The organism is Thiomicrorhabdus marina (assembly GCF_017571465.1).
Lineage (GTDB): Bacteria > Pseudomonadota > Gammaproteobacteria > Thiomicrospirales > Thiomicrospiraceae > Thiomicrorhabdus > Thiomicrorhabdus marina.
In genome coordinates, this window is the sequence record NZ_JAGETV010000004.1 from 54,953 (window position 1) to 77,307 (window position 22,355).

The window sequence follows — 22,355 nt, forward strand, 5'->3', positions numbered from 1 at the left end:
AAGTCGAATTTTAATTGAATGCAGTGTCGAAATTCCATTCTCGAAGAAATATTCCCTTCTGTCAATTCCAATAGGCTGTTTTACGCCTAGTAGTTAACTTTTGAGCTGTTAGAAAGCGCAGAAGCGGTAAATCTGTACCTCCTGAAAGGTAGCAGAGGGTTAACTATTTCTAAGTGAAACTACTTTTTTATGCCTCTCTATGTCAGGTAGGGGTCGGTGTGTGCCTAATTTGAGAGCTAATCTGAATTAATCTTTTTTTGAGAGTAATTAAGATTCGTTTTTGGGAGTCGGATAAAAAAACGCATGGAAGGCGATGTGGATATATAGCGGTGATTAAAAACTTCATTTGAAATCGTCAAATTGGATGAAGTTAAATGCGTCTTGGTGTGAGGACCATGGCGGGATGAGTTTGGCCTACTTTACTTGCAACTTGAGAGAGTTACAGCCCTTAGTTAAACAAGGCAGTCCACAGGCATATAAACTGAGCATTGTTGGCTTATTAGATTTCCTTCAGGGATTTCGCATGGAGAAGGTTACTGGGAATCACCCTTCCCTTCAAAAGCCTTGCTTTTGTCTAAGAAAAATAGTTCTTAAAAAAGATACGTTTGCATGATTTAAGGGCTATCTTTTTAAAGAGATTTTTTGAGAACAAATTCTGCAAGAAAAATATACCTAACAACTTTCTTGATTACAGAACTACATTTTGTTTTGCCGGACATAAATATGACCATTCTGAGGAAAATACACAACTTCATTATTTTCGATGTTCTGCGCAGCACAATTTCTAGCACCACAATAGAGATATACAAGACTCTTATTAACACCATTAACAGGAACAACAACTGTACTCATTGTTCCACTTTTCATTTTGTTTAAAACTCCTTTAGCCGCATCTTGTCCTTTACTGTCAAAAATTGCCATTCCCACAATAAAAGCAAATGAAGCTATAAACATGAGCCATGCATTACTACTCCGTTTTTCATACTTAATTACGATTGACCTCATTTTTTTGGTTGGCAAGATAAGCCGTTTTTTGATTCTGACAACCTTTCTACCGTTTGTAAACCCTCTGAAAATATAGGAGCTAATTCCAATTTTGAACCAGGAATGTATAGTCACTAAAAGTGCAATAGAAAAAGGCACAACAATTATCGTCCATATATTGAGAACCATACCGTGGTAAAGAATTTGATGAAAGTTTCTATCCAGAATATCGCTATCTAGTTCTAAAACAGCAAAATAGCCATGTGTATAAGCAGTGCTTGCTGAATATAGAAATGCTGTTATACATGCAAGAATGACTGCACTATCAAATAATTTAATATCAAACCTCCTAGATACTTTGGGTTAGATGCCGAAACTATTTTTTGCGACTATCGTATGGTTCCATTTTTTCATATGCAGATGAGTAATTTATCAGTAAATCGAGTTCATCAAGCCTGTTTGCTACTATGGTTACTTCATCTTCCGACTTTGCTGGAAAAGTAACTGATAGCAATACCTCCTTATCTTTTTCAGGCATTGCGTAATCGTCACCAAGAATAGTTAGTGAAGAATTCTTAGCAAGATTACCTAGAGCACTCTTGACAGCAGTATGAGGTTCAGATTCTATTCCTTTATAAAAAACTTTAAATTCATTAATAAATGCAGGTCCAAGTCCATTGTTTATAAGAAGGATTTGAAGGCGTGCAATATTTTTGTTTCTATCACTAGTCGAGAGGCTAAAAAGATGAGGTTTTACACTTATTCTATTATGTTTTCTTTGTGTATTAGTTTGCCAAGCAGTAAAACCCAAGGCACATAGAGCAACTATTAAAGATGCAACAGATACAGCCATTTCCATGTAATTAAGCCTTTGTAATCAATTATTTAATCATTAAATCTCAACAATCTCGTCTTGTCTCGCAAATTTTCTTTCTATGAGGTTTTCTCTAACTTTAGCCACATCAGATGTGTAAATAACATGAACTAAACTCATCTTAGCTCGCGTAGACGTGACATAGAACAATCGACGGGTTCTATCCAGACCAGTTTCTTCTCCAGAATCTTTTTTTTGTTGACTAGATCTAGAAAGTTCTTTTGCACCGAAATACTGCTCATAAGAAAATAGGAATCCGCCGGCCTCTTGATCATCCATAACAACCATAACACGATCAAATTCATTACCTTTTACACCTTGATGAGTACGAAAAATGGAATTGTCTTCGACATAGTTTTTATAGTTTCGTATTTGAAAAAAGTTAGTCTCTAATGCTTCTGTCCAAGCTGATAACTCATCATCTTCGGTGTCCCCTTCATCTTCAGCTTGTAATTCATTCTCAAGATCTTTATCTACATCTTCAAGCGTTATAAATGACTTCAGTTTTTCAGGAATAATGAGAAGTTTGTATTCAGCTATTACGTTTAAAACATCAGCAAAATTTACATCATTATTTGAAACAATCTCTTTAAATGCTTGTTCTGCTATGCGAGCAGGCTGAAGCGGGTCATTCTTATTAGAATCAAGCACACTGACTTCCAAAAGCGGCGACTTTCTTGCGCGTAAAATTGACATTAATGTCGCTCGGTTTTCATTCAAACTTGCTTCCGCTAAAGGAAAAACAATTTCAGAGAAAAAATTCAGCTCCGGATTTGTACCTTCAGAAATTCGGTCCTTAATTTTGTCTGATCTTGAAAGTGCATCCCAAAGTTCAACAAAACCGAGTCTGCGGCCAGCCATCTTATGCTCCAGCAGTAAAATGGCAGTTTCTTTCGATGTAGTATCTGTCCAATTTGAGTCACCGGTAATTTCAGCCATCCTTCCACGAATTTCTGCTTCGATTTTATCTTTATCAGGTAAACCGATTGGTAATATGAAGTATCGAACAAAGCCTTCCAAAGCGCCAGCTAAAGCAAACTGTGTTCTTCCATCATCTTCACTACGAATTTGATTACCTAGACCTACAATTCGAACGGCAGAGCGGTGATTCATTTTCTTATCAAAAATTTCCCATCCCTTTGGCTTTGTCTTCCCTAATTCAGCTTCACCACCGCTAAAAATTCGTTGCATCGTATCTCCAAATAAACCAACCACAACTTTGTTTGACTTAATTGACTGAAGATTAAAAAAGGAATTTATGACATCAGTGTTTGTATCCTGACTTTCGTCTATAAATATGAATGGAAACTTGTTTACAATGACCTCTTCCATCATTGGCTTTTTAGTTAAGAAGCTGGAAAAAATTTTTAAGACATCTGCATGGGATAATGAATTTTGAGATGTATTGACCCCGTTAGGATCATAAATAAATGAACGAGGTTCATTCAACCACTCCATTTTTTCATTTAAACGAATAATTCTTCTTTTTCTTGCTTCTGAAGCTTTCCCAGCTCGACCACGCTTTTCCATATATTTTAGTTCGGAAAGCTCAGTGGGAATAACTTCTAAATACCACTTCCTGATATCTTCATTGAAGCCAGCAATGGCAGCCCAACAAAAGCTATGAATCGTAGAAACCATAAAGACTGGGTTCTGCTCAATCCGATTCATAATTTCGTCGGCAGCATTATTTGTAAAGGTTATAACTGCCACTTGCTTTCCATGACGAGAAAAGCTATCAGCATATTTTTCTTTTAGAAAATCTAATGCCTTTTTTAGAGAATAGGTTTTTCCTGAACCTGCTCCTGCAAAAGTAATAAAACTTTTCCCTGAACTAGATGAAAGACAACCTTGAATATCAGAATCTATACTATTATCGGTTTCGGAAAGCTTGGTTTCTGCTAAATAAAACTCGTCTGTCATGTCATAAATCGCCCTAATTTTTTGGTGATAGTTGAGTTTCCAGCCACTTAAGTCCATCACTCATATATTGAGGTGGATTAAATGAATGAGCTTCATCTTTAGCAAGATGGAAAAGACACTGAAAAGCAAAATCCCCTTTTGTTAAGCTCTGAACATAATCATACAGAGACTCTTCCAGGCACTTTGTATCATTCTCAAAATCAGATTTTGCCTTACTAATTTTTTTCTTTTTCTGAAAAAAGTTGTTTTCAAAATTAGCTAAAATTAATGCATCTTCAAAGGTTCTGGATAAGATTTCTTGTTCGGATATTTGAGTAGGTTTTTGGTAGGCAATGTACAACGGTGCATCTTTACTTGTTGTTGCATGCTCTGTTTCGGACAATGCAACTAAATCATCCAAAGATTCCTTCTTCGGGTGCCAATGCTTTAATGTATCGTTATTGGTTTTCTGATCTTGATTCTTTTTAGGAAAGCAAGATTTGCCATCTTCGCCTCCTACAGAATCAAGATCTGTCAGTACTAGAGTTGTAACCCCTAACATTTCAACTAAGTCTTTATATTTATAGGTGTGAGCACCATTCACCTCAAGCATTGATATGAAGCGATTAGATAAACCTTTAAAGTTCCTTGAAATAAACTCTGGTACCAATAAACTCTCTGCCTGCCCTTCGACAAAAATTACTCCGTCAGCAAAAAAAATATCGCAATGTGTAAGCTTTAGATGCTTTCGAACAAACATGAGTTCATCTTTAGGTTTGGCAAAAAGTTCAGACATATTAGCAATCGATGTATAGTCCATCGAAATAGTCTTATTGGCACCATTACGCCGGAAATAACGTAAATCTTTAAAATCAATATCATTAATAATATGACTTGAGTGAGTACTAATAACGAGTTGTGTTTGAAACTCGGAATAATCTTGTTTCGTTTTAATCTCACGTAAGGTTGGATGATTCCGCAATGTATCATAGGCTTTCGAAACAAATACTCTTTGAACTTGAGCATGTAAGTTAACCTCTGGTTCTTCAACAAGCACCAAATGAATTGCTTCTATCTGTTCATCATTTTTATTATCAGTAGATGCTGACTTACCTACACGCATCCATTTATCTCTGAATTCAAGAAGCCTAAAAGTCAGATATATTAGATTTTGATAGCCAAGTCCAAGGTAGCTTTCAGGAATAAAATCCTCATCACCTTCATTAAAACGATATCGTACTGAAGAAGATTTTTGCAAAGCATCAGTTCCACTGATTTTTGCAGCAATTTCCACCGTTGGATTACCACCAATTCCGGGATACCCCATATCTTGCAATTCTTTAAAAGGCTTTTTAAATTGTGTATTCAGCCGATCTGTAAAACCTTTTTCAAGATCTTGTTGCTGACCTAATACATCTAAATCTCCAGCTTCTGGAAAATCCTCAGGATTCAAGATCCGTTCGTAATATTCACGTAATAACTTATTAAGTCTTTGCTTTTCTGAAAAAGGCCCTTTTTGATCTGTTCCGTCTTCCGCTCCTAGCCCACGTTGCTCTGATACAACGTCTACGCGAATTATTTTTTTTAAGGCTTCAGATTTAAGATTTTGAGTGATTTCTCTAACAGAATCATTAATACTGTCTTCCTCAGTCAATTCATCCTTACTGAGAATATAGTGCTTCTGCTTTAAGTATTTGCTAAAGTTTTTCCCTTTTTCTAAGAAATCACATAGGTCTTTAGGCCACAGACTTGCCGCACCTTCATAATTAGCCACTACACATCTCGCATCTGAGAATTCTCGACAAAGTTTAGCTATTTCTATTGCTTCGTAGTTAATACGAACAAAGAGTGACCCGCCTCTCCATTCTAAATCTGGAAGTATGTCACGAACTTTATAAGCTTCTGACGCATCAGCATTAATTTCAATGTCTAAACATGGCAGTAACTTAACTAGATCAGCAGATATTGATTCCATTTCTTCTTTAGTGGGAAAATGATCCTCTATCTGCACCCCAAGCTCTTGGATTCTTTTCCAGTTTTGCTTTGAAATATCTCTAACTTTAAGACTATCTGGACTTTTTAGGAATGTGTGTAAAGCTCCAATACAAGATGTTTTTCCACTATTATTAGCACCAACCAAGACAGTTCTTTTGTCATCAAGGACCAAGGTTACATCTGCTAACCTACGATAATTTTTCAAAACGAGAGATGCAATTTTCATATAACAGGACCTTAAAAAAGCAGAAAAGTAAAAAAACTTATATAAAACACATTTATAATAAAGATAAATATACTACAAGTGAAATTTTAATATAAGAATTAGTTTTACCTTAAGAATCCAATACTCTGTGATATCTAAGCTATTTGACGACAAGGCAGTAGGTGACCTCAGTATGACATTGGAACAAATTGAAAGTTTCATAACCTAAGGGTCATCAGAACCTGACATAAATGAAGCTTTATTCACCCTTCAAATTAATTCCTATTTTTTGCAACCATTGGAAACGAGTGATGTATTAATCTCTTGTTACTTGGTTAAAAGAAAAAAATCAATAATCACAGAGGAACTAGACCATTGAGTATCGCAGGAATACGTTCAAATCGCGGAGATATTTATCAAACCCTAGTTGCCTTTGAGTGGGCTCTGAGCATCCTCACAGATCCTAGATGTGAGTGGATGGAGGTTGACTCAAACTCTCACCATGTTGATGACATTGTCATTGGTAAAAGCGACGGCTCTCTGATTTGTTGCCAATGCAAAAAGAATCAGGCTGATTTTAGAGCCTGGTCGTTACCTGATCTTAAAGATGAGTTAGAAAAAGCAGCCATAGAACTGGGCACATCGGCAACAACTCAAGTTCGATTTTATTCGCGTAGTAACTTTGGAGCGCCTGCAAAATTAAAAGAGTTTTCAACTTCATTTGATAACGAACCTGCCTATCTAGGTGCTTTAACAAAAGAGCATACTCAAACAAATCAATCTCTAGCGGAGATTATTACCACTAAAACTCCGCAGCTTTCTGTTTTTGAATTTCTAAACCGCACAAGTTTTGAGGTGACGCCTGAATTTGATCGAATGGAAGCGCTTCTCCATGAACGGCTTCATCGCCTTGTGAGTAATTCGCAGATAGCTTTTAAGGCTCTATGGACTTTTTTAGATTTACTTGGCGGCGGAATGGATTCTGGAAATTTATCCGCATCAAAACATCGAGTCACAAAGGAAGAGCTTAGAGTTAAGCTCAATGAATCAGGCGCTATTTTGACACCAACGGTCCCGGTTGCAGAAATAATCGCGTCACTTTCCAAAACTTCAGCTATTGGGCGTTCTTGGAAACGAGAGATTGCCGGTCAGTATATTAAAAACCCTGTTCTTGATGAACTTTTAACCAACATAGATCATAACACCAAATCCATCTTAGTCACTGGACAGCCTGGCTCTGGAAAAACTTGCGTGATGCTTGATTTACAAGAAGCACTAGAGGAACGATTCAAAAGGAAACAAGATTTAATTCCCATCTTCATTCAGTCAAGAGAGTTTGCGGACTTAAGTTCTTCACAAGAACGAGAAGCTCAAGGGCTTCCCAATAACTGGGTTGAACAGATCGCCCGATTAGCGGACGAATCCAAGGTTGTCGTTGTTATCGACTCCTTGGATGTTCTTTCCATTTCCCGTGAACATCATGCACTAACCTACTTTTTGGCTCAAATTGACCAACTATTGCTTATACCGAACATCACTGTCATTACAGCATGCCGAGACTTCGACCGAAAATATGATAAACGAATTGCCTCACGAGAATGGGATGCGGAACTCGAATGTGCTTCTCTAGATTGGGGTAACGACATCTATCCGTTACTTTCTGGGCTCCTGATTGGCACCACTTCACTCGATAACGATACGCGAGAATTAATTCAAAACCCCAGAGAACTCGCTTTGTTTGTTGAATTGGCGCAACGACAAGGAAGCTTTAATGTCGTAACCAGTCAAGCACTAGCATTGCTCTATTTAGATACAATCGTTCAATCAGATCTTGAATTGGGTGATGATGCTATACAGGAAATTGAAGCGATTGCTAAAAAAATGTTGGATACAAGAAGTCTTGCAATCCCTAGACGTCAATGCAATTTACCTGACGTTATGCTTCGCAAACTCCTCAGTTTGAATATCCTTCAGGACATATCTAATAACCAAATTACTTTTGGGCATCAGACACTACTAGACGTATTGGTTATCAGCGGCACAATCAGAGAAGGAATGACCCTTAATGAATTTATTGCCGGATTACCTCCGGTTCCCTTTGTTAGGCCAAGCATTCGTAGTTTTATTACTCAACTAGCACTTGGGGATCGAAAAGCATTTCGTAAGCAATTGCGAACCGTTTTAACTGGTGACAGTGCATTTCATATTCGACGATTGGTAGCAGAAACCTTTTCTCAACAACCGCCAGATCAAGCAGATTGGTCGCTTATTAGAGATTTGCGTGCACATCACAAAGATGTTTTTCAAGTGATTTATACGCAAGCAAAGTCCGTTGAATGGTATTTTTTTTGGAATGACAACTTGCTACCTCTACTTAAAGACGATCGAGATGCGGACGGTTTAACAACTCATGTCTATCGAGTATCAGAGTGGAAAAACGAGGATGCCAAAGGCGTTGTTAGTTTGTGGACAGAGGCATTGGAACTGGATTATGTGAATCAGGAGCAAATAGCCCATCAACTCGCCTTTTTTATCTCAGATTTTCACCATGAGAATTTGCCAGAAATAAAACCTTTGCTATTGAAGCTGCTAAGCATGCCCAAGCCAGATCATAGTTTTTTGGGTAAAGTGCTTGCACGATTAATATCTGCTGACTTACTTGATGAGCAAACTCTGTGGAATTATATAACGGGTGACCTTCAATCAGCAGATGTTCAGGAATATGACTTTAAAGATAAATTAAATTGCTCAGCTCATGAATTTGGAAGTAAAAATGAAAATTTTCTTTCCGAGCAAATGAAACAATCTTCTGCTTTACTTGATCTAGCGATTAATGCCGTTGAACAATGGAGTGAGATTCGAACCAGAGGTTACGATGCAGATAACAAATTGCGTTATGGCTTTTTAGATAAAACCACTTATGAAAAAACACACTCTAAGCGCGATATGCACTATCAAAACAATCTTGATTTTCTGTTAGACAGCGTTGAATTAGGAATACTTCATCAAGCTGCTCTTAATTCTGAATGGTGGCAGCAAAATAGAGAACGTCTAAGTTTTAATCAAGAAAGTGCGCTTTGCTATTTTGCCATAAATGCCTTAACCACCAATATTGAAAACAATACCGATATCATTGGAATGGTCTTATCCAATAAAAGCCGCTTAGAATCATTGTTGTCATACGAGTTAAGCGAACTGATGAATAAAAGCTTTGTTCATCTTGACGCACAAGCGCAAGATGAGATCATGACAACTATCATTAATTTGTACGAGAATCGAGAAAAAGATCCAACTACGCAAAAGTGGACATTGCGAAATCAAGTTGAATACATTTCTGCGATACCATGTCATTTTCGTTCAACTACTCTCAAAGAGCTTCTCGAGTCCTACGAGTATAAGTTTGCGCGATATATTAGACAGCCAGAAATACGCTCTTCAGGGGGATGGGTAAAGGCTCCATTCTCGTATGAAGTCTTTCTAAATATTGATAATCAAGGAGTGCTGAAATTACTTTCTCATTACACAGACTATAAACGTGATTACACTGAATTTCTGGTTGGAGGTACAAGAGAAGTTGGCAGACAGCTTCATGAGACTGCCTCCCGTGACCCTGTTAGATTTCTGAATTTCCTCACCACTCATTGGCAAGAAATTTCTGAAAAATTTCGAAATGAAATTCTGGATGGCGTCGCTACGCATTTAGCTTATTTATATGGAAACCTGAGTTCAAGTAACAACTGGGAACCCATTGAAAAACCCGACCCTTGGACTCTTACCAATCTTGCCCTTGAAGAGTTAGAAAGACATCCAGTCTATTGGCGCCACAGAAGATCTGCTGCGAAAGTGTTGCAAGCTGTTGCACATATCATTCAAGATGAACAAAACGCGCAGCGGCTCTCTTTTTTTGCAATTGGCTTTGCAGACCTAAAAAGTGAAAGCACTATTAGCGGTGATGGTGTTGGTCTTTACGGCAAAGCTATTAATATGGTTACCGGAAATGTTGCTGAAGCTTTAATTACTTTAGCAAATAAATTCCTGGAAAAAGAACAACCCTTCCCAGAGCTTTTAATTCCTTCGTTAATACGATTTGCAAAGCATGAAAATCCAGCTCTCCGAGCGTTACTTCTCGAGCACCTGCCTTTTCTCCAAAGTAAAAATCCTGAATTAGGCTGGAAATTGTTCGATGAATTAACTCAAGTACAAGGTCTATGGAAGCATGCAGAGCGTTGTCTGTATTATTCATACGACAAAAACTTTCCAAAAGTTGAATCTTCTTTGCAAAGAATATTGGATGAAGGTTCTGCTGATGGAATGCAAACTTGGGGTCGAATTTCAGCCTTGGCGGTATTATCTGGTCATTTAAAACTTGATGATTTTTTAGAACAGTTACATTCTCTGGATTCGACTGAAGCCTGGGAAGGCGCATCTAATGTGTTTACCCATAATGAAAATATTTTAGGTCATCAAGAACTCTGCCTGAAAGGGATGAAAGCAGGTTTGCAAGCAAGTGCTCCAAGCGCCATTGCCATGGCTAAACAAATGGAAAATATTTTTCAGAAGATGAAAATCAGTGTTGTCATTCCAATTGATTTAATCCAGACATTCTTTGAGATTTTAGGTTCTGATGAAAATGACAAGCACAACAGAGTATATGCTTTTGGCGAATGGCTAAATTGGCGTATTCAGCGAAATGTTGAAGAAACACTGGCTGCAACTGAACTCTACGTTAGCTACATTAAGCAAACTGGCGTTCACTTTTATGACCATGACAATAACTTTATCCAACTAATGAACCGCTTATTTGCAGAAGCTGAAGAGAGAGAGGAAAGTGATTCTGGCGATATGCTTAAACGAGTTGTTGAGATACAAGATCAGCTATTAAGTATTGGCTTAAATTCAATCAATGACTGGTTAAAAGCTGCCGAGCGGCCTTAAATCATTTAAGAGCACTTCGCTCTAGGGATTTGTTAAGTGTTACACGACTTACACCAAAATGTTCAGCAACTTCTTTTTTAGTAATCAACGGATCTTTGAGCATAGCAGCGGCTTTTTTAACATCTTGGGTTGTCATTGCCAGTTTTCTCCCACCCTTACGCCCTCTTGCTCTGGCAGCCGCTAAACCAGCTAAAGTTCTTTCTCGAATTAAATTATGTTCGAATTCTGCCAGCGCGCCAAAAATATGGAAAATGAGTTTGCCGCCTGCAGAGGTTGTATCAATTGATTCTGTTAGAGACTTAAAGCCAATTTTCCTCTCGTCCAGTTCGGAAATCATTTCCACTAAGTCTTTTAAAGATCTTGCTAAACGATCAAGTTTCCAAACAACTAAAACATCACCCTCTCTTAGAGTTCTCAGGCAGACATTTAACTCTGGGCGGTCTTTTTGCTTACCAGTAATTTTCTCTTCAAAAATTTCAGAACAGCCAATTTTTTGCAAAGCATCACGCTGGGCATCCAAATTTTGATCTTGTGTGCTGACCCGTGCATATCCAACCAACATAAAACGTACCTTTCCTTGTCATAGTTTTCTTTACGGAATTAATTATCACTCAAACCCTGTTTTTGGCTACCAAACCGCTTTCTATCAAGAACGTATAAAAAACGACCGTTTGTTTTACTCAACAAAGTTTCACGCATCATCACATATAAAAAATCGAGCCTAACCTTAAACCCCTTCTAAATCTGGCCTGTTTAGCGGGGAAATAATTTTTTACGCGGTATTTTTCTTATATCGAAAAAATTCGATGAAAAGGTATGAACTATTTTGTGAACGGTTCAGTTCAGTCTAGTTCAGTGAGTAATCCGTAATAGAAGGAAAAATGAATGATTAATAATCGCGAAAGAGATCCCAAAAAAGCGATTCATCAAGCTTTTGAGGAGATTGAATCTGATGGATTACATGCGACATATGATGCCATCCAAGATAAGACAGGGCTGGCTCGAGCAACAATTGCAAAATACATAAAAGACGTTAGGCAGGAACGCCTTAACCCTGCTGAAATTGATCCTGAAGATCTAGCTAAACAAATTAACCGCCTTGTTAAGCAACAGGTAAACGCTGCTATTATTCAGCAAAAAGAAGCCCATTCTTTGAGATATGACGCTTTACACACTTCTTTCGATGAGCTTCAGTCTGAATTTGAAACGGCTATTGCCAGTAATGAACAAATATCAAATGAAAACAATGAGCTACGCAATGAGAATGCCAAATTAGTCGGCACACTTGAGTCAACAAAAAATCAATTAGAACAATCGAAAGATGAGCATGTACAACAAACAAAACAGCTAAAAAATGAAAATCAGAAAGAGCTAGAAAAACTCAGTCTGCAACTGGAAACAACCATCGGCAAAAAAGCAACAGCAGAACAAAAAGTTACCGATTCTGAAAAGCTTGTTAACCATCTAAAAGAACAACTATCGGAACAGCGCTCTCTGTCAGCTCAACAAAGTAGTGAGATAGTGGAGTTATCAAAGCAATTGGCTGTGAGATGCTCTGAACTGATATCTGAGCAAAGTGCTCACGCCAAATCTGTTGAACTTATCGACAAGCTAAATCAGCAAACTGAATCTCTACAATCAGAAATAAAATTGCTCGAATCTGAACACAAAAAAACGTACTCTCAAGCTCTCTCAAGCCACGCTAAAATCGCGGCACAAGATGCTACTATCACAGCCTTGAAAGACCAGATTTCAATGCAGGAAAAACAACTTAGAATTTTGACTTCAGAAATTAAGCCGAAGATTTTACAAAATTAAACACAAAGCTCAGACTTGATTGATTGCCGATTTGTATAGGCGACTCTGCTAGGGAAGCGTAGAATAAATCCATAAGGTTTGCGTTACAGAAAAGCATCTCTAGCAATCTGCTACCTGAACGATTTAGCTGGAATCAATGAGGAATTGTTCTGCATATTCTAATGCTCTTTAACCAAGTTTATTAACGAGGTTACTCGAAGTGCTAAATAGGTATTTGTAAAAATGGCTGTTTCTTTTTTTTCAGAACTTATTCCCAATATTCATCTTTCTCGGTTGTGGAGTCTCTCTTTGGAGACGCCAAAAGTAGCACGACAAAAATAACAGTGACAATCAGCAAAAAAATAATTGTTGCGAAGTTCATTACTTACTAGTCCTAGTTTATATCCCTTGGCAGCGACATTTAAATTTTAAACTCTAATTTTAGGAAAAACAGCTCAGAATTTTGACCTCTGAAATTCAGCCGAAGAACCGAAGAACTTACAAGGTTAAGTGCGAAGTTCAGACTTGGTTTGTAAGTACATGACCAAGCCTGAAATAGCATATCAAGCTCCTTAAAAGTTTTCTTGTTGTGCTTGATACTGACTATTCTTCTCTGCTTCCGCTTGACGCTTCATTTCTTTCTGTTGAGATCGATAATTTTCTGGGTAGATATACGACAGATATGTATCTGTACCAAGCATACCTCTTTCTACCTCAATTTTAATTCCATCCCCTAAATTCCATGAGTATAAAACAGGTAAATAAGTGATTTTTTCAGGACCTTTATTTGGTTCACCATATTTTGAGCGAACCATATCACGAATTTGTGCGACTTGTTGAATATCTGAATTAGCTGGAAATGTGTAAGTGGCCAAAGCAACCCCCTTATCATCAACAGTGTATGAAACATACAATTCAGATGAATCCTTCAATAAATTTTCAGAATTATATGAATCCCCCCAATTATTTAAATTTTCATCAATAACTCGTCCACCAGCAGCTTTGATAGATTTTTGCATTTGAGTTCTATCTACACATCTTAATACAACATCAAAAAGGCGCGTTGCCGATTCCTCTGGTTTAGAACAATAGATCTTATTTCTTAAGACTTCTAACCTATCATGAGCTTCATTTTGACCAAGGTTTGCAGCTATCAGATAGAAAATTAGTGCTTTATTTAAGTTTTGCTCAACATCATCAAATCCATTGTCGTATATCCACCCAAGCAGAAATAATGAATTTGGCTCGCGTTTATCTGCTCCGATCTTTAACAGGTTCATTGCCAGTGTTACATTTTTTTCGCCACCCTCTCCATTTAAATACAACCGAGCAAGTGGATAATACGACTGGTAATAATTTTGATCTGCTGACTTTTGGTACCATTGACGCGCTTGTCGATAATCTTGCTTTATTCCATAACCATTTTCATACATTATCCCTAAATAGTACTGGGCGGCTTTATCATTCCTATTGGCCGCTGTATTAAAATAATTTAAAGCTCTAGCATAATCAGCCTTAACGCCATCACCATATAGAAACATAGTACCTAAATTTTGTAACGCGGTGAGATCACCGGCTTTAGCAGCAAGTTCGTACCAATAAATTGCGCTTTGAACATTTTGTTGAACTCCCAAGCCCTGATTAAACATTGTACCCAGCATATTTTGAGCATTTGCATCACCTTGTTTTGCTAAAGGTTCAATCTCCCTAAGAGCCGTCTGAAAATCACCCTCCTGAAAAGCTTTAAAACCTTCATCATATCCCGCAAACGCATTACCAGCAAAGCCTATAATAAGTGATGTTATCAAACTTAAGAACCGCTTCATTTACTTACACTCCAAAACTAAAATTAATTCAAATAAACATACAAAGTATTATTAAAGGGGTATTTTCTTTTTTGCCTACCCTTTTTGTAGCCAAGCTCCATGATTTGAAGGACGACCCCATATAAAACCAGCGATAACAGCTAAGAAAGAAGGCCAAGACATTTGGAAAACAAAAATAGTAACAAGAACAACAGACCAAATTAAAAATGCATTACGCTTACTTTTTGCATTCATATTCAGATAACGATTCTTTAAATTTTCAGCCGCTTCATTTAATCCAGTAAATTCGCTTTTGGCATAAGCTCCGCCCGCATGTTTCCTCCCTAATACACAAGGCCTGCCGCAAAAGTTGTGAACAGTATAGTAATACGTGCCATTACCAGTCCCAGCTTCCGAACCTGTAGTTTTGTAGTAATCAAGATAAAGCAAGGAGTTTGCACCAAGCATCCGAGCACCTTCAATTGCATCACGCTTTGCATGATCTGGAGAATCCCTTGAAGAACCATGAACTATCCAGTCAGCTTGGTTGATAATATTCCAGTTGCCAGCGGTACTTGAGCGTGAAGTAATAAATTCATCTGGAACGATATATTTACAAGGACCATTAGCATTTATTAACTTACATTTTTTTGCCGCATATCCTTTTGGATTGGCCGTAGGCTCAAATTCAACATAAGATTCTTCCGCTAATTTTGATAAATCAGTTGTTCTGGTAAAATCATTGGTATGAAAAAAATAGTCCTTATCATCTTCTCCTTTAAGGAATCCATATTTTTTCTGAGGTAAAAAAGTACTTACATATCCCTTCATTCACATCCTTCTTTGAGGGTTTTATTTATGCTAACTGCTTGTATAAGCACCACTAGAGTAGTTTTCACTTCATATCAACTACAAGGCTTTATTAAGGAAATGCAAATCAAATCCACATGACTTCAAGTACCCTAAACAAATTTCCTAGCAAAGTGAAAATTTGTAGTCATGTCTAGAACTGACAAGAACTCGCAACTCAGCTAGAGAATATTTGGCACTTCTCACTTGAAATATTAGCAAAAGCTCCAGTTGGCAAAGTCGCTATTAGAATAAAAGAAAATCGCTTGTATAATTTATTCATTGATAATATCCCTACTAACTTAACGCTTAGTAAATTACTCAGTAACCGTGTAATTAACTGCATTCATTAGAGATAACGCTTCTGTTGGAGACAAGCGAATAAGCTCTGTTTTAGGGCCAATAACCAAACGCGGAGTGCGAATCAATTCAAAGTAATATTTTTGTCCTGCAACTAAGTTTACATTTACTTCTGCTTCGGTAGCTGTTAACTGCGGCAGGTCAACTTGGATAGTTGTATTACCCGGATTAACGTCAACACGCTTAAAAGTCATCCCATAAGTTTCAACTTCGATATCACCAATTTCAACCTGAGTCCCATGTATTTTGGATTTATCGTTCTCACCACGGATAATGTAGACTGAAGATTTACCAGCTGGCACAAGGCCCTCGATAACCGCTTGTTTTTCCGCTGGAGGCGCGTAATTTACGGTAGTACATCCACTTGCTGCGAGTCCCAAAGAAATGATGGTAGCGAACCCTAATAATTTAATGTTTTTCATGAAAGCCCTTTTAATGACAAGTATTCTTAAAAAAATACTATTTGTTATATTTTTATCCCAGAAATTATAATCAACGACAAACGCTATTTTTTGAATTTTTACAGCTTTTAAATCGATTTACGTTATATATTGCATGGTTATTTACACTTTTTCTCAAAAAACCAATGCATCAATATCCTGAAATGGGATATTTATAACATAGTCATAAACTGCCTGCATGAAAAAAAGTGTCTGGCAGAAAAAATATGAACTACTAGCGGGAGAATTGCGTGCAATGCGCCTTGCCGCCGGTTTAACACAAGCTGACTTAGCTAAAAAACTAGATAAACCCCAGAGTTACGTTTCAAAGTACGAGGGCTGTGACCGTTATTTGGGATTTATTGAAGTACTTGAGGTATGTGAAGCCTGTGAGTCAGATCCTACTAGCCTTATCCAAAAACTGGGGTTTTCAGTAAGCCAATAATCGTTTCATTTTTGCCTCCACCCTTCTATCTCCTCGCCACAAGCTCTGCTCAAAACCGCTCTTCAGTATTAAAATCATTACGGCATTCAGCATTTACCCATACATAATTCCTGCATGATCCAAGTTTAATTAAACTCGAAAATTTTTATTTTTTTCGGGTTTAGTCATGTTAGAGATTTTATAGGGAGTTCAAGTTTTACCTACCCCTGAAGTAGACTCGAAAATTTTTTTATTTTCGAGTACAGGCTCTTTGAAACCATTTATTTTTGGGATCAGATTTCTTAAATTTGTTAATACGCAAAAAATTAAAATTTTCTAGTTTTAATAGATAATGTGGAAATTAAGACAAACCCATTTCTCTGAAATTTTCAAAGAATCAATAGGGATTTAATCTGGAACATTTTCAAGACATCAAATTCCGTGACTGCAGTAGAAAGAATGATCCAGTGATCAAACCGCCTACCAAATTAAGCTACTAACAAACGAAAGAACCACAAAATCAACTGCCAGCATCAACCACACATATAAACGCAACGATAAAGATGCATATACGTTACATAAAAGCATTAAATTGTAATTCACTTAGAATTCAGCCCCTTTTAGAGGAGACTCAGTTTTTTCAAAGATATGATTTTCTTCGAATCTTATAAAGGAGAAAAAACAATGATTGATTGGAACGATTTCATGAAAGACATAGCTGGATCAAACTTAGAGCTTATAGACCATCTGAATAATATGCTTAGAGAAATAGTTACTGCACAAATTAAACTTAAAGAAAATGCCTATGTCGTCGTTGATTGCTACCAAACTTTCCGTCTTGAGCGGATTCGAAAAGAGTTGAATGAAGCAAGCAGTAGCAAAAATCCAGTTTACTTTCCTGAAGTAAAACCGAAGATGCACGTCACGGACGATAAATCCTTTGGGGTGTACTGGCGAGATTACTCAAATGTAGCTGCAAAAAGAAGAATGGCAAAAGTCAAAGGTGTTGAATTTGATCGAAGAAATGCTCATGGGAGCCATGTTCGACCGCTTCAAAAAGGTTACACAGAGCGATGCTTTAAAAAAGCACCCGATTGGGAACTTGAATTGATTTTAAAAGCAGAAAAAGAATTTCAAATTATCCGAGATCAAACCTTTGAACTAGCCAAAATTGGTAAAAGTCTTCGAAAACTTTTAAAGGAATTGGATGAATTAGCTCAGACCCAATCTGACACGTCTCCTTAAAAAGAGAAGAATCACCAGTTTTGTTAAGGGAGCGAATCTTAAAATCCAAACAACAAATCTAAACTGACAGTCACCGAATCAAAACCGGCAACTGTCAGATAAAGTCTGAACTACTACAATTTAAGTTAGTTGCCTTTTTTATTGCATCCAAATGATCCGCCCAGGCCTGCATCATCTTGATCCTTTCAGGCATCCATTCAGCCTTATTGTACGCCGCCCTAATGCGGTCTTTATCCATATGTGCTAGTTGCGCTTCTATAGCATCTTTATCGAATTTTAGCTCATTGAGTATGGTACTTGCTGTATGTCTCCAACCATGAGGGCTCATCAAGCCTTTACCTACAGGTTCCCCTGTTTCTGGATGCTTAGTTCTGTTTATCGCACATGAAAGCGTACTTTCAACAGGAGGAATGTCTTTTTTTGCAGTATACGTAGTAAAAACATAAGTTCTATTACCGTTGATTTCCTGCATATTTCTAAGTATTTCAAGAGCTTGATTAGATAGTGGGACTTTATGGGCGCGATCTTTTTTCATATCGCCTTCCTTGTACGTAAGCATCTTGTTTTCCCAATCAATATTTTGCCAAGTAAGGTGCCGGATATTCTTAGGCCGCAAAAAAACATAGGGCATAAATTTCAATGCCATTTTGATTGGTAAGCTACCGTGATAATTATCAAAACCTTGCAATAGCAGTTTTAGTGAATTTTCATCATTAGAAGAAGGCATGCTCTTACTTGAAGTCCCATTTTTTGCGGGAAATAAGTCATTAAGACCACTGGCTGGGTTTATGCTAATTATCTGAAGAGCAAATAAACGATTAAAGACCTCTTTAGCGTAGCTAATCGATTTTCGAAGCGTTTCCTGCTTACCAGCATCATATAGTCCCTTAAAATGCTCATAAAGCTGGATAGTTGTAATTTTATCAACTGGTGTCTTGTCCAAGACGGGAAATAAGTGGAGCTGCATAACTTCAAGCTTTTTTCGTCGGGTAATATCTTTTATCGGTGCATCTTTTAAAAGATCTAATGCATAAGCACTAAATGGTTTGTATTGAGTACCCTTCAAGCGTTTGAGCTCTACTCTTGGATCAAGCCCTTCCGCAATAAAACCACGGGCTTGTTCATGAAGTTCACGAGCTCGTTTTAAGGTAATGTCTGGATATTGGCCAATGGTTAACGTATATCGATTGCCAAATAAAGCAAAGTCATAACGCCATGTCTTAGTTCCAGATGGTTTTACAAGAAGATAAAGGCCACCACCATCTGATTCTTTAAATTGTTTGTCCTGTGGCTTTAGAGTCAACACTCTTCTGTCAGTTAATTTACGTTTCATAAAAAAGCGCTCAAATTTATTCCGTACCGTAAACGATACCGTAAATGGTACCGTAAAATTCGTGATATTGCATGATAGCTGATGAAACGTAATGATACTAAAAACCCCCATGAATAGGGACTTTGTGGATAGATATGTGGACTCATGAAACTCAAAAAACACCCTCTGATCAGGCGCTTTTTTTATATCTGGAATTTAAGCAAATCTCTTGTATCTTACTCAGAATAGAACTCTTTCTGCACACTGTTAATAGTGTCAACGATCATATTGGTATCCACTTTACCGATAAAGTAATTAGCACCAAGTTCGATAACTTCACGCGAGTTATTGTCACTGGTCATCGAGGTGTGCACAATGATCGGTAAGTGTCGTGTTTTTGGATTTTCGCGCAGCTCACGGATAACGGTATGTCCAGATGCGACCGGCATCTCTAAATCGGTAAAGACCATTGAAATTTCATTTAGATCGGCCATTGAATTGACGTAATCTAAAAGCAAGCGGCCATTATTGAATGACTTATAAGCTAAACCTAATTGGTCAAATACCATCCCCATATACTGTTGAATGGATTTAGAATCTTCCGCAAACAGGATGGTGCGTTCGGTGATATCGGTGCTGAACTGGTTCTGGCTTGCATCGATTTCACGGGCAGAGGTGAAAATCTTTTCTGCCATACTCGGCATAGCTTCAATGAGTAGTTTTTCAATATCTAGAATAAAACAAAGCGTTTCGCTATTTTCCAAATAAGTGTGATTAATTATCTGATTTGTGTTGACGTTAACATTATAGTTAGAAGCAGGATGAATCTCTGACCAGTCTTTTTCTTCAACACCATAGATATGTGAAACACGTAGTCCGACAAAATTATGACTAAAATCCGAGACGATAATAATCGATTTTTCTCGCTCTTCTTCTGACATTGGAAAGCCCATCCACTGCGGTAAGTCGATAACCGGTAGATAAACACCTCGCAATTCAATCATACCTTCAATAAGTTGATTGGTATCCGGCATAGGAGAAATAGGATAACCGCGACCCTCTAATACTTCGCGAACCTTAAAAACATTCATACCGTAATAAGGCGGCTGATAGTCCTCTTTTGCAAACTGCACCTGAAAAATCATTAAACTCAGTTGATTGTTCTTGCTAAGTTGCGCGGTTTTTTCGACTTGTTCTAATGTTGTGCTCATGAGCGAACGGCTCCAATTTCAGAAATAACTCTACAATATCGTTGCTTGTATTAAGGATATAAGAATTCTAACGAAATGCTGAAATTAATCTCAAGTGAGAAGTGTTTAACCTGCGAAGTCTTGATGTAAACCAATAAAATTTGTTTTTATCAGACAGGTTCTAACAACACACGCACCGGTTTAAAGGACCGACGATATTCAGCCAAAATAGGCAGCGATTTTAGACGTTCTAGGTGCGCAGGGGTCGGATAGCCTTTATGTTGTGCGAAACCATATTCAGGATGTTGTTTATCTAAATCTTTCATTTGTCGATCACGGTAAACCTTAGCGAGAATGGAAGCGGCTGAGATGGCAGGAACTTTACTGTCACCTTTAACAATCGCAACACATGGATGTGTGGTTTTGGGACAGCGATTACCATCAATCATCGCTAAGTCAAATGCACTTTGTTGTGCAACCTCTTCTATTGCCCGACTCATTGCTAACATAGTGGCTTGTAGAATATTTAATTCATCAATTTCTTGTGGCGATGCCTTTTGGATGCTGTATGCAATCGCTTGCTGTTTTATTTCGGAAAACAGTGCTTCACGTTTTTTTTCACTGAGTTTTTTCGAGTCGTTCAAAGGCAATTGACAGTCTTCCGGCAGAATTACCGCAGCAGCAACCACATCACCGACTAAAGGGCCACGGCCAACTTCGTCTACCCCGACGATGATTTGTGACGATTGATCATTAAACAAATCAATTTGTTTAGTCATGATTTCTGCATCCATGTCTGTAGTGCTTGCACTGCAAGTTTTGCGCTCGGTTGCTTAAGCTGTTGATACTGTTCAGCAAAGGCGATGAGCTGTTCTTGGCGCATTAAGTCTGAAGCGATTAATTCGGTTAGTTTTGCAGCAATATTTTCCGGCGTAGCTTCCGCCTGAATTAACTCCGGGACAACGGATTTATTAGCAAGAATATTCGGTAACCCAATCCATTTAGTGGTGGCAAGTTTCGACATTATCCAGTAAGAAATCGGATGAACTTTAATCGCAAGAATCAGAGGTCTTCGCATAAGCGCACACTCTAACGTTGCAGTACCGGAAGTAACTAGCGCTTGATCACAAGCTTCTAAAGCCAGTTGTGCCTGTCCATCAAGCAAGTGAATATGCTTGATGAATTGACTCTGTAATTGACCTTTTTCACCAAGTTCTACAATGGTGGTTTCGATATGTTTTTTGGCTTTTTCATGAACTACCGGTATCACAAAATGCATTTCTGAGTGTTGCTGAAATACCTGCTGTGATGCTAGTAAATACGGTTCTATCATTTGTGAAATTTCACTCATGCGAGAACCTGGAAGAATTGCTAATACTTGGGCGTCCTTAGCTAACCCAAAACTGATACAAGCTTTCTGTTTATTCGGTAACTCCGGTACCTGTTGCGCAAGGGGGTGTCCGACAAAGGCTACGGGAATTTCATAACGATGATAGTATTTTGGTTCGAAAGGAAAGAGAACCAAAACGCCATTAACCGCCTGCTTAATTTTTGCCAAACGTTTTTCACGCCATGCCCACACAGAAGGTCCAACATAATGTGCAGTGGTAATACCCTGCTCTTTAAGTTTACGTTCCACAGTAAAATTGAAATCCGGTGCGTCAATTCCAATAAAAATATCCGGCTGTGCGGCAATCAATCTTTCAATCAAATTCTTGCGTAACCTAAGCAGCTCACGCAGACGTTTGAGAACCTCAAAAAACCCCATAACTGAAAGACGTTCCATCGGATACCAAGATTCCATGCCTTCTGCAATCATCTTTGGTCCACCAATACCAACAAATTTTGCATTTGGATAAACACACTTTAACTCTTGCAATAAATCTGCCCCGAGCGTGTCTCCCGAAGTTTCACCGGCAACTAAAGCAATGGTTAATGGTTTAGTAGTAGATATAGAGCTGTGTTTGAGATCGGACATAACGATATCACTATAGAAAAAACGCAGTAGAAAACTGCGTTATTTGAAATGAGTAAATGG

16 protein-coding genes are annotated in these 22,355 nt (G+C 37.8%); 4 read left to right on the forward strand and 12 right to left on the reverse strand.

What is annotated here, in order from left to right; all coding sequences use genetic code 11:
* Positions 1-696: 696 nt before the first annotated feature.
* From J3998_RS03480 to J3998_RS03495, 4 genes are all read right to left on the reverse strand, one after another.
* Positions 697-1,143 carry a hypothetical protein gene (locus J3998_RS03480; RefSeq protein WP_208148045.1) on the reverse strand — a complete coding sequence of 149 codons (447 nt, stop codon included), beginning with the start codon at positions 1,141-1,143 and terminating at the stop codon, positions 697-699.
* Positions 1,144-1,360: 217 nt separating this feature from the next.
* Positions 1,361-1,843, reverse strand: a complete 483-nt coding sequence (locus J3998_RS03485) for a hypothetical protein (protein ID WP_208148046.1) — start codon at positions 1,841-1,843, stop codon at positions 1,361-1,363.
* Between the two features lie 33 nt (positions 1,844-1,876).
* On the reverse strand, positions 1,877-3,781 hold the full coding sequence (locus tag J3998_RS03490) for a UvrD-helicase domain-containing protein (RefSeq protein ID WP_208148048.1): 1,905 nt from the start codon (positions 3,779-3,781) through the stop codon (positions 1,877-1,879).
* A gap of 13 nt (positions 3,782-3,794) precedes the next feature.
* Positions 3,795-5,981, reverse strand: a complete 2,187-nt coding sequence (locus J3998_RS03495; protein ID WP_208148050.1) for an ATP-dependent nuclease — start codon at positions 5,979-5,981, stop codon at positions 3,795-3,797.
* A gap of 354 nt (positions 5,982-6,335) precedes the next feature.
* Here J3998_RS03495 and J3998_RS03500 point away from each other — a divergent pair, with 354 nt between their 5' ends.
* The gene (locus tag J3998_RS03500) at positions 6,336-10,895 is read left to right on the forward strand and encodes an AAA family ATPase (RefSeq protein ID WP_208148052.1); all 4,560 of its coding nucleotides are present in this window, start codon (positions 6,336-6,338) and stop codon (positions 10,893-10,895) included.
* Position 10,896: 1 nt separating this feature from the next.
* On the opposite strand, the gene J3998_RS03505 is transcribed toward J3998_RS03500, so the two are convergent.
* Positions 10,897-11,457, reverse strand: coding sequence for a recombinase family protein (locus tag J3998_RS03505; protein WP_208148055.1), 561 nt, complete (start codon positions 11,455-11,457; stop codon positions 10,897-10,899).
* A gap of 323 nt (positions 11,458-11,780) precedes the next feature.
* On the opposite strand from J3998_RS03505, the gene J3998_RS03510 reads away from it, so the two are divergent.
* On the forward strand, positions 11,781-12,713 hold the full coding sequence (locus J3998_RS03510) for a DNA-binding protein (RefSeq protein ID WP_208148057.1): 933 nt from the start codon (positions 11,781-11,783) through the stop codon (positions 12,711-12,713).
* Positions 12,714-13,264: 551 nt separating this feature from the next.
* Here the strand turns inward: J3998_RS03510 and J3998_RS03515 are convergent.
* From J3998_RS03515 to J3998_RS03525, 3 genes are all read right to left on the reverse strand, one after another.
* Entirely contained in the window at positions 13,265-14,518 is a 1,254-nt protein-coding gene (locus tag J3998_RS03515) for a tetratricopeptide repeat protein (protein ID WP_208148059.1), read from the reverse strand.
* Positions 14,519-14,593: 75 nt separating this feature from the next.
* Complete coding sequence (locus tag J3998_RS03520) at positions 14,594-15,328, reverse strand: cold-shock protein (RefSeq protein ID WP_208148061.1); 735 nt, start codon at positions 15,326-15,328, stop codon at positions 14,594-14,596.
* 335 nt (positions 15,329-15,663) lie between these two features.
* Entirely contained in the window at positions 15,664-16,128 is a 465-nt protein-coding gene (locus J3998_RS03525) for a hypothetical protein (RefSeq protein WP_208148063.1), read from the reverse strand.
* Between the two features lie 217 nt (positions 16,129-16,345).
* On the opposite strand from J3998_RS03525, the gene J3998_RS03530 reads away from it, so the two are divergent.
* Positions 16,346-16,591, forward strand: a complete 246-nt coding sequence (locus J3998_RS03530) for a helix-turn-helix domain-containing protein (RefSeq protein WP_208148065.1) — start codon at positions 16,346-16,348, stop codon at positions 16,589-16,591.
* Positions 16,592-17,254: 663 nt separating this feature from the next.
* Positions 17,255-17,815: a conjugative transfer protein MobI(A/C) gene (gene mobI / locus J3998_RS03535; protein ID WP_208148067.1), complete on the forward strand. Its 561-nt coding sequence runs from the start codon at positions 17,255-17,257 to the stop codon at positions 17,813-17,815.
* Between the two features lie 94 nt (positions 17,816-17,909).
* Here the strand turns inward: mobI and J3998_RS03540 are convergent, their stop codons facing one another.
* The 4 genes from J3998_RS03540 to lpxB all read right to left on the reverse strand — a co-directional run bounded on the left by J3998_RS03540 (position 17,910) and on the right by lpxB (position 22,295).
* On the reverse strand, positions 17,910-19,148 hold the full coding sequence (locus tag J3998_RS03540; RefSeq protein ID WP_208148069.1) for a tyrosine-type recombinase/integrase: 1,239 nt from the start codon (positions 19,146-19,148) through the stop codon (positions 17,910-17,912).
* A 215-nt stretch (positions 19,149-19,363) separates the two neighbouring features.
* A complete protein-coding gene (locus tag J3998_RS03545) occupies positions 19,364-20,338 on the reverse strand; it encodes a chemotaxis protein CheV (protein ID WP_208148071.1) in 975 nt (324 codons plus the stop codon).
* Positions 20,339-20,487: 149 nt separating this feature from the next.
* Positions 20,488-21,096 (reverse strand): ribonuclease HII, encoded by a 609-nt coding sequence (gene rnhB, locus J3998_RS03550; protein WP_208148073.1) that lies wholly within the window; start codon positions 21,094-21,096, stop codon positions 20,488-20,490.
* The gene (gene lpxB, locus J3998_RS03555) at positions 21,093-22,295 is read right to left on the reverse strand and encodes a lipid-A-disaccharide synthase (RefSeq protein ID WP_208148075.1); all 1,203 of its coding nucleotides are present in this window, start codon (positions 22,293-22,295) and stop codon (positions 21,093-21,095) included. The genes rnhB and lpxB overlap by 4 nt, the downstream gene beginning before the upstream one ends.
* Positions 22,296-22,355 lie beyond the last annotated feature (60 nt).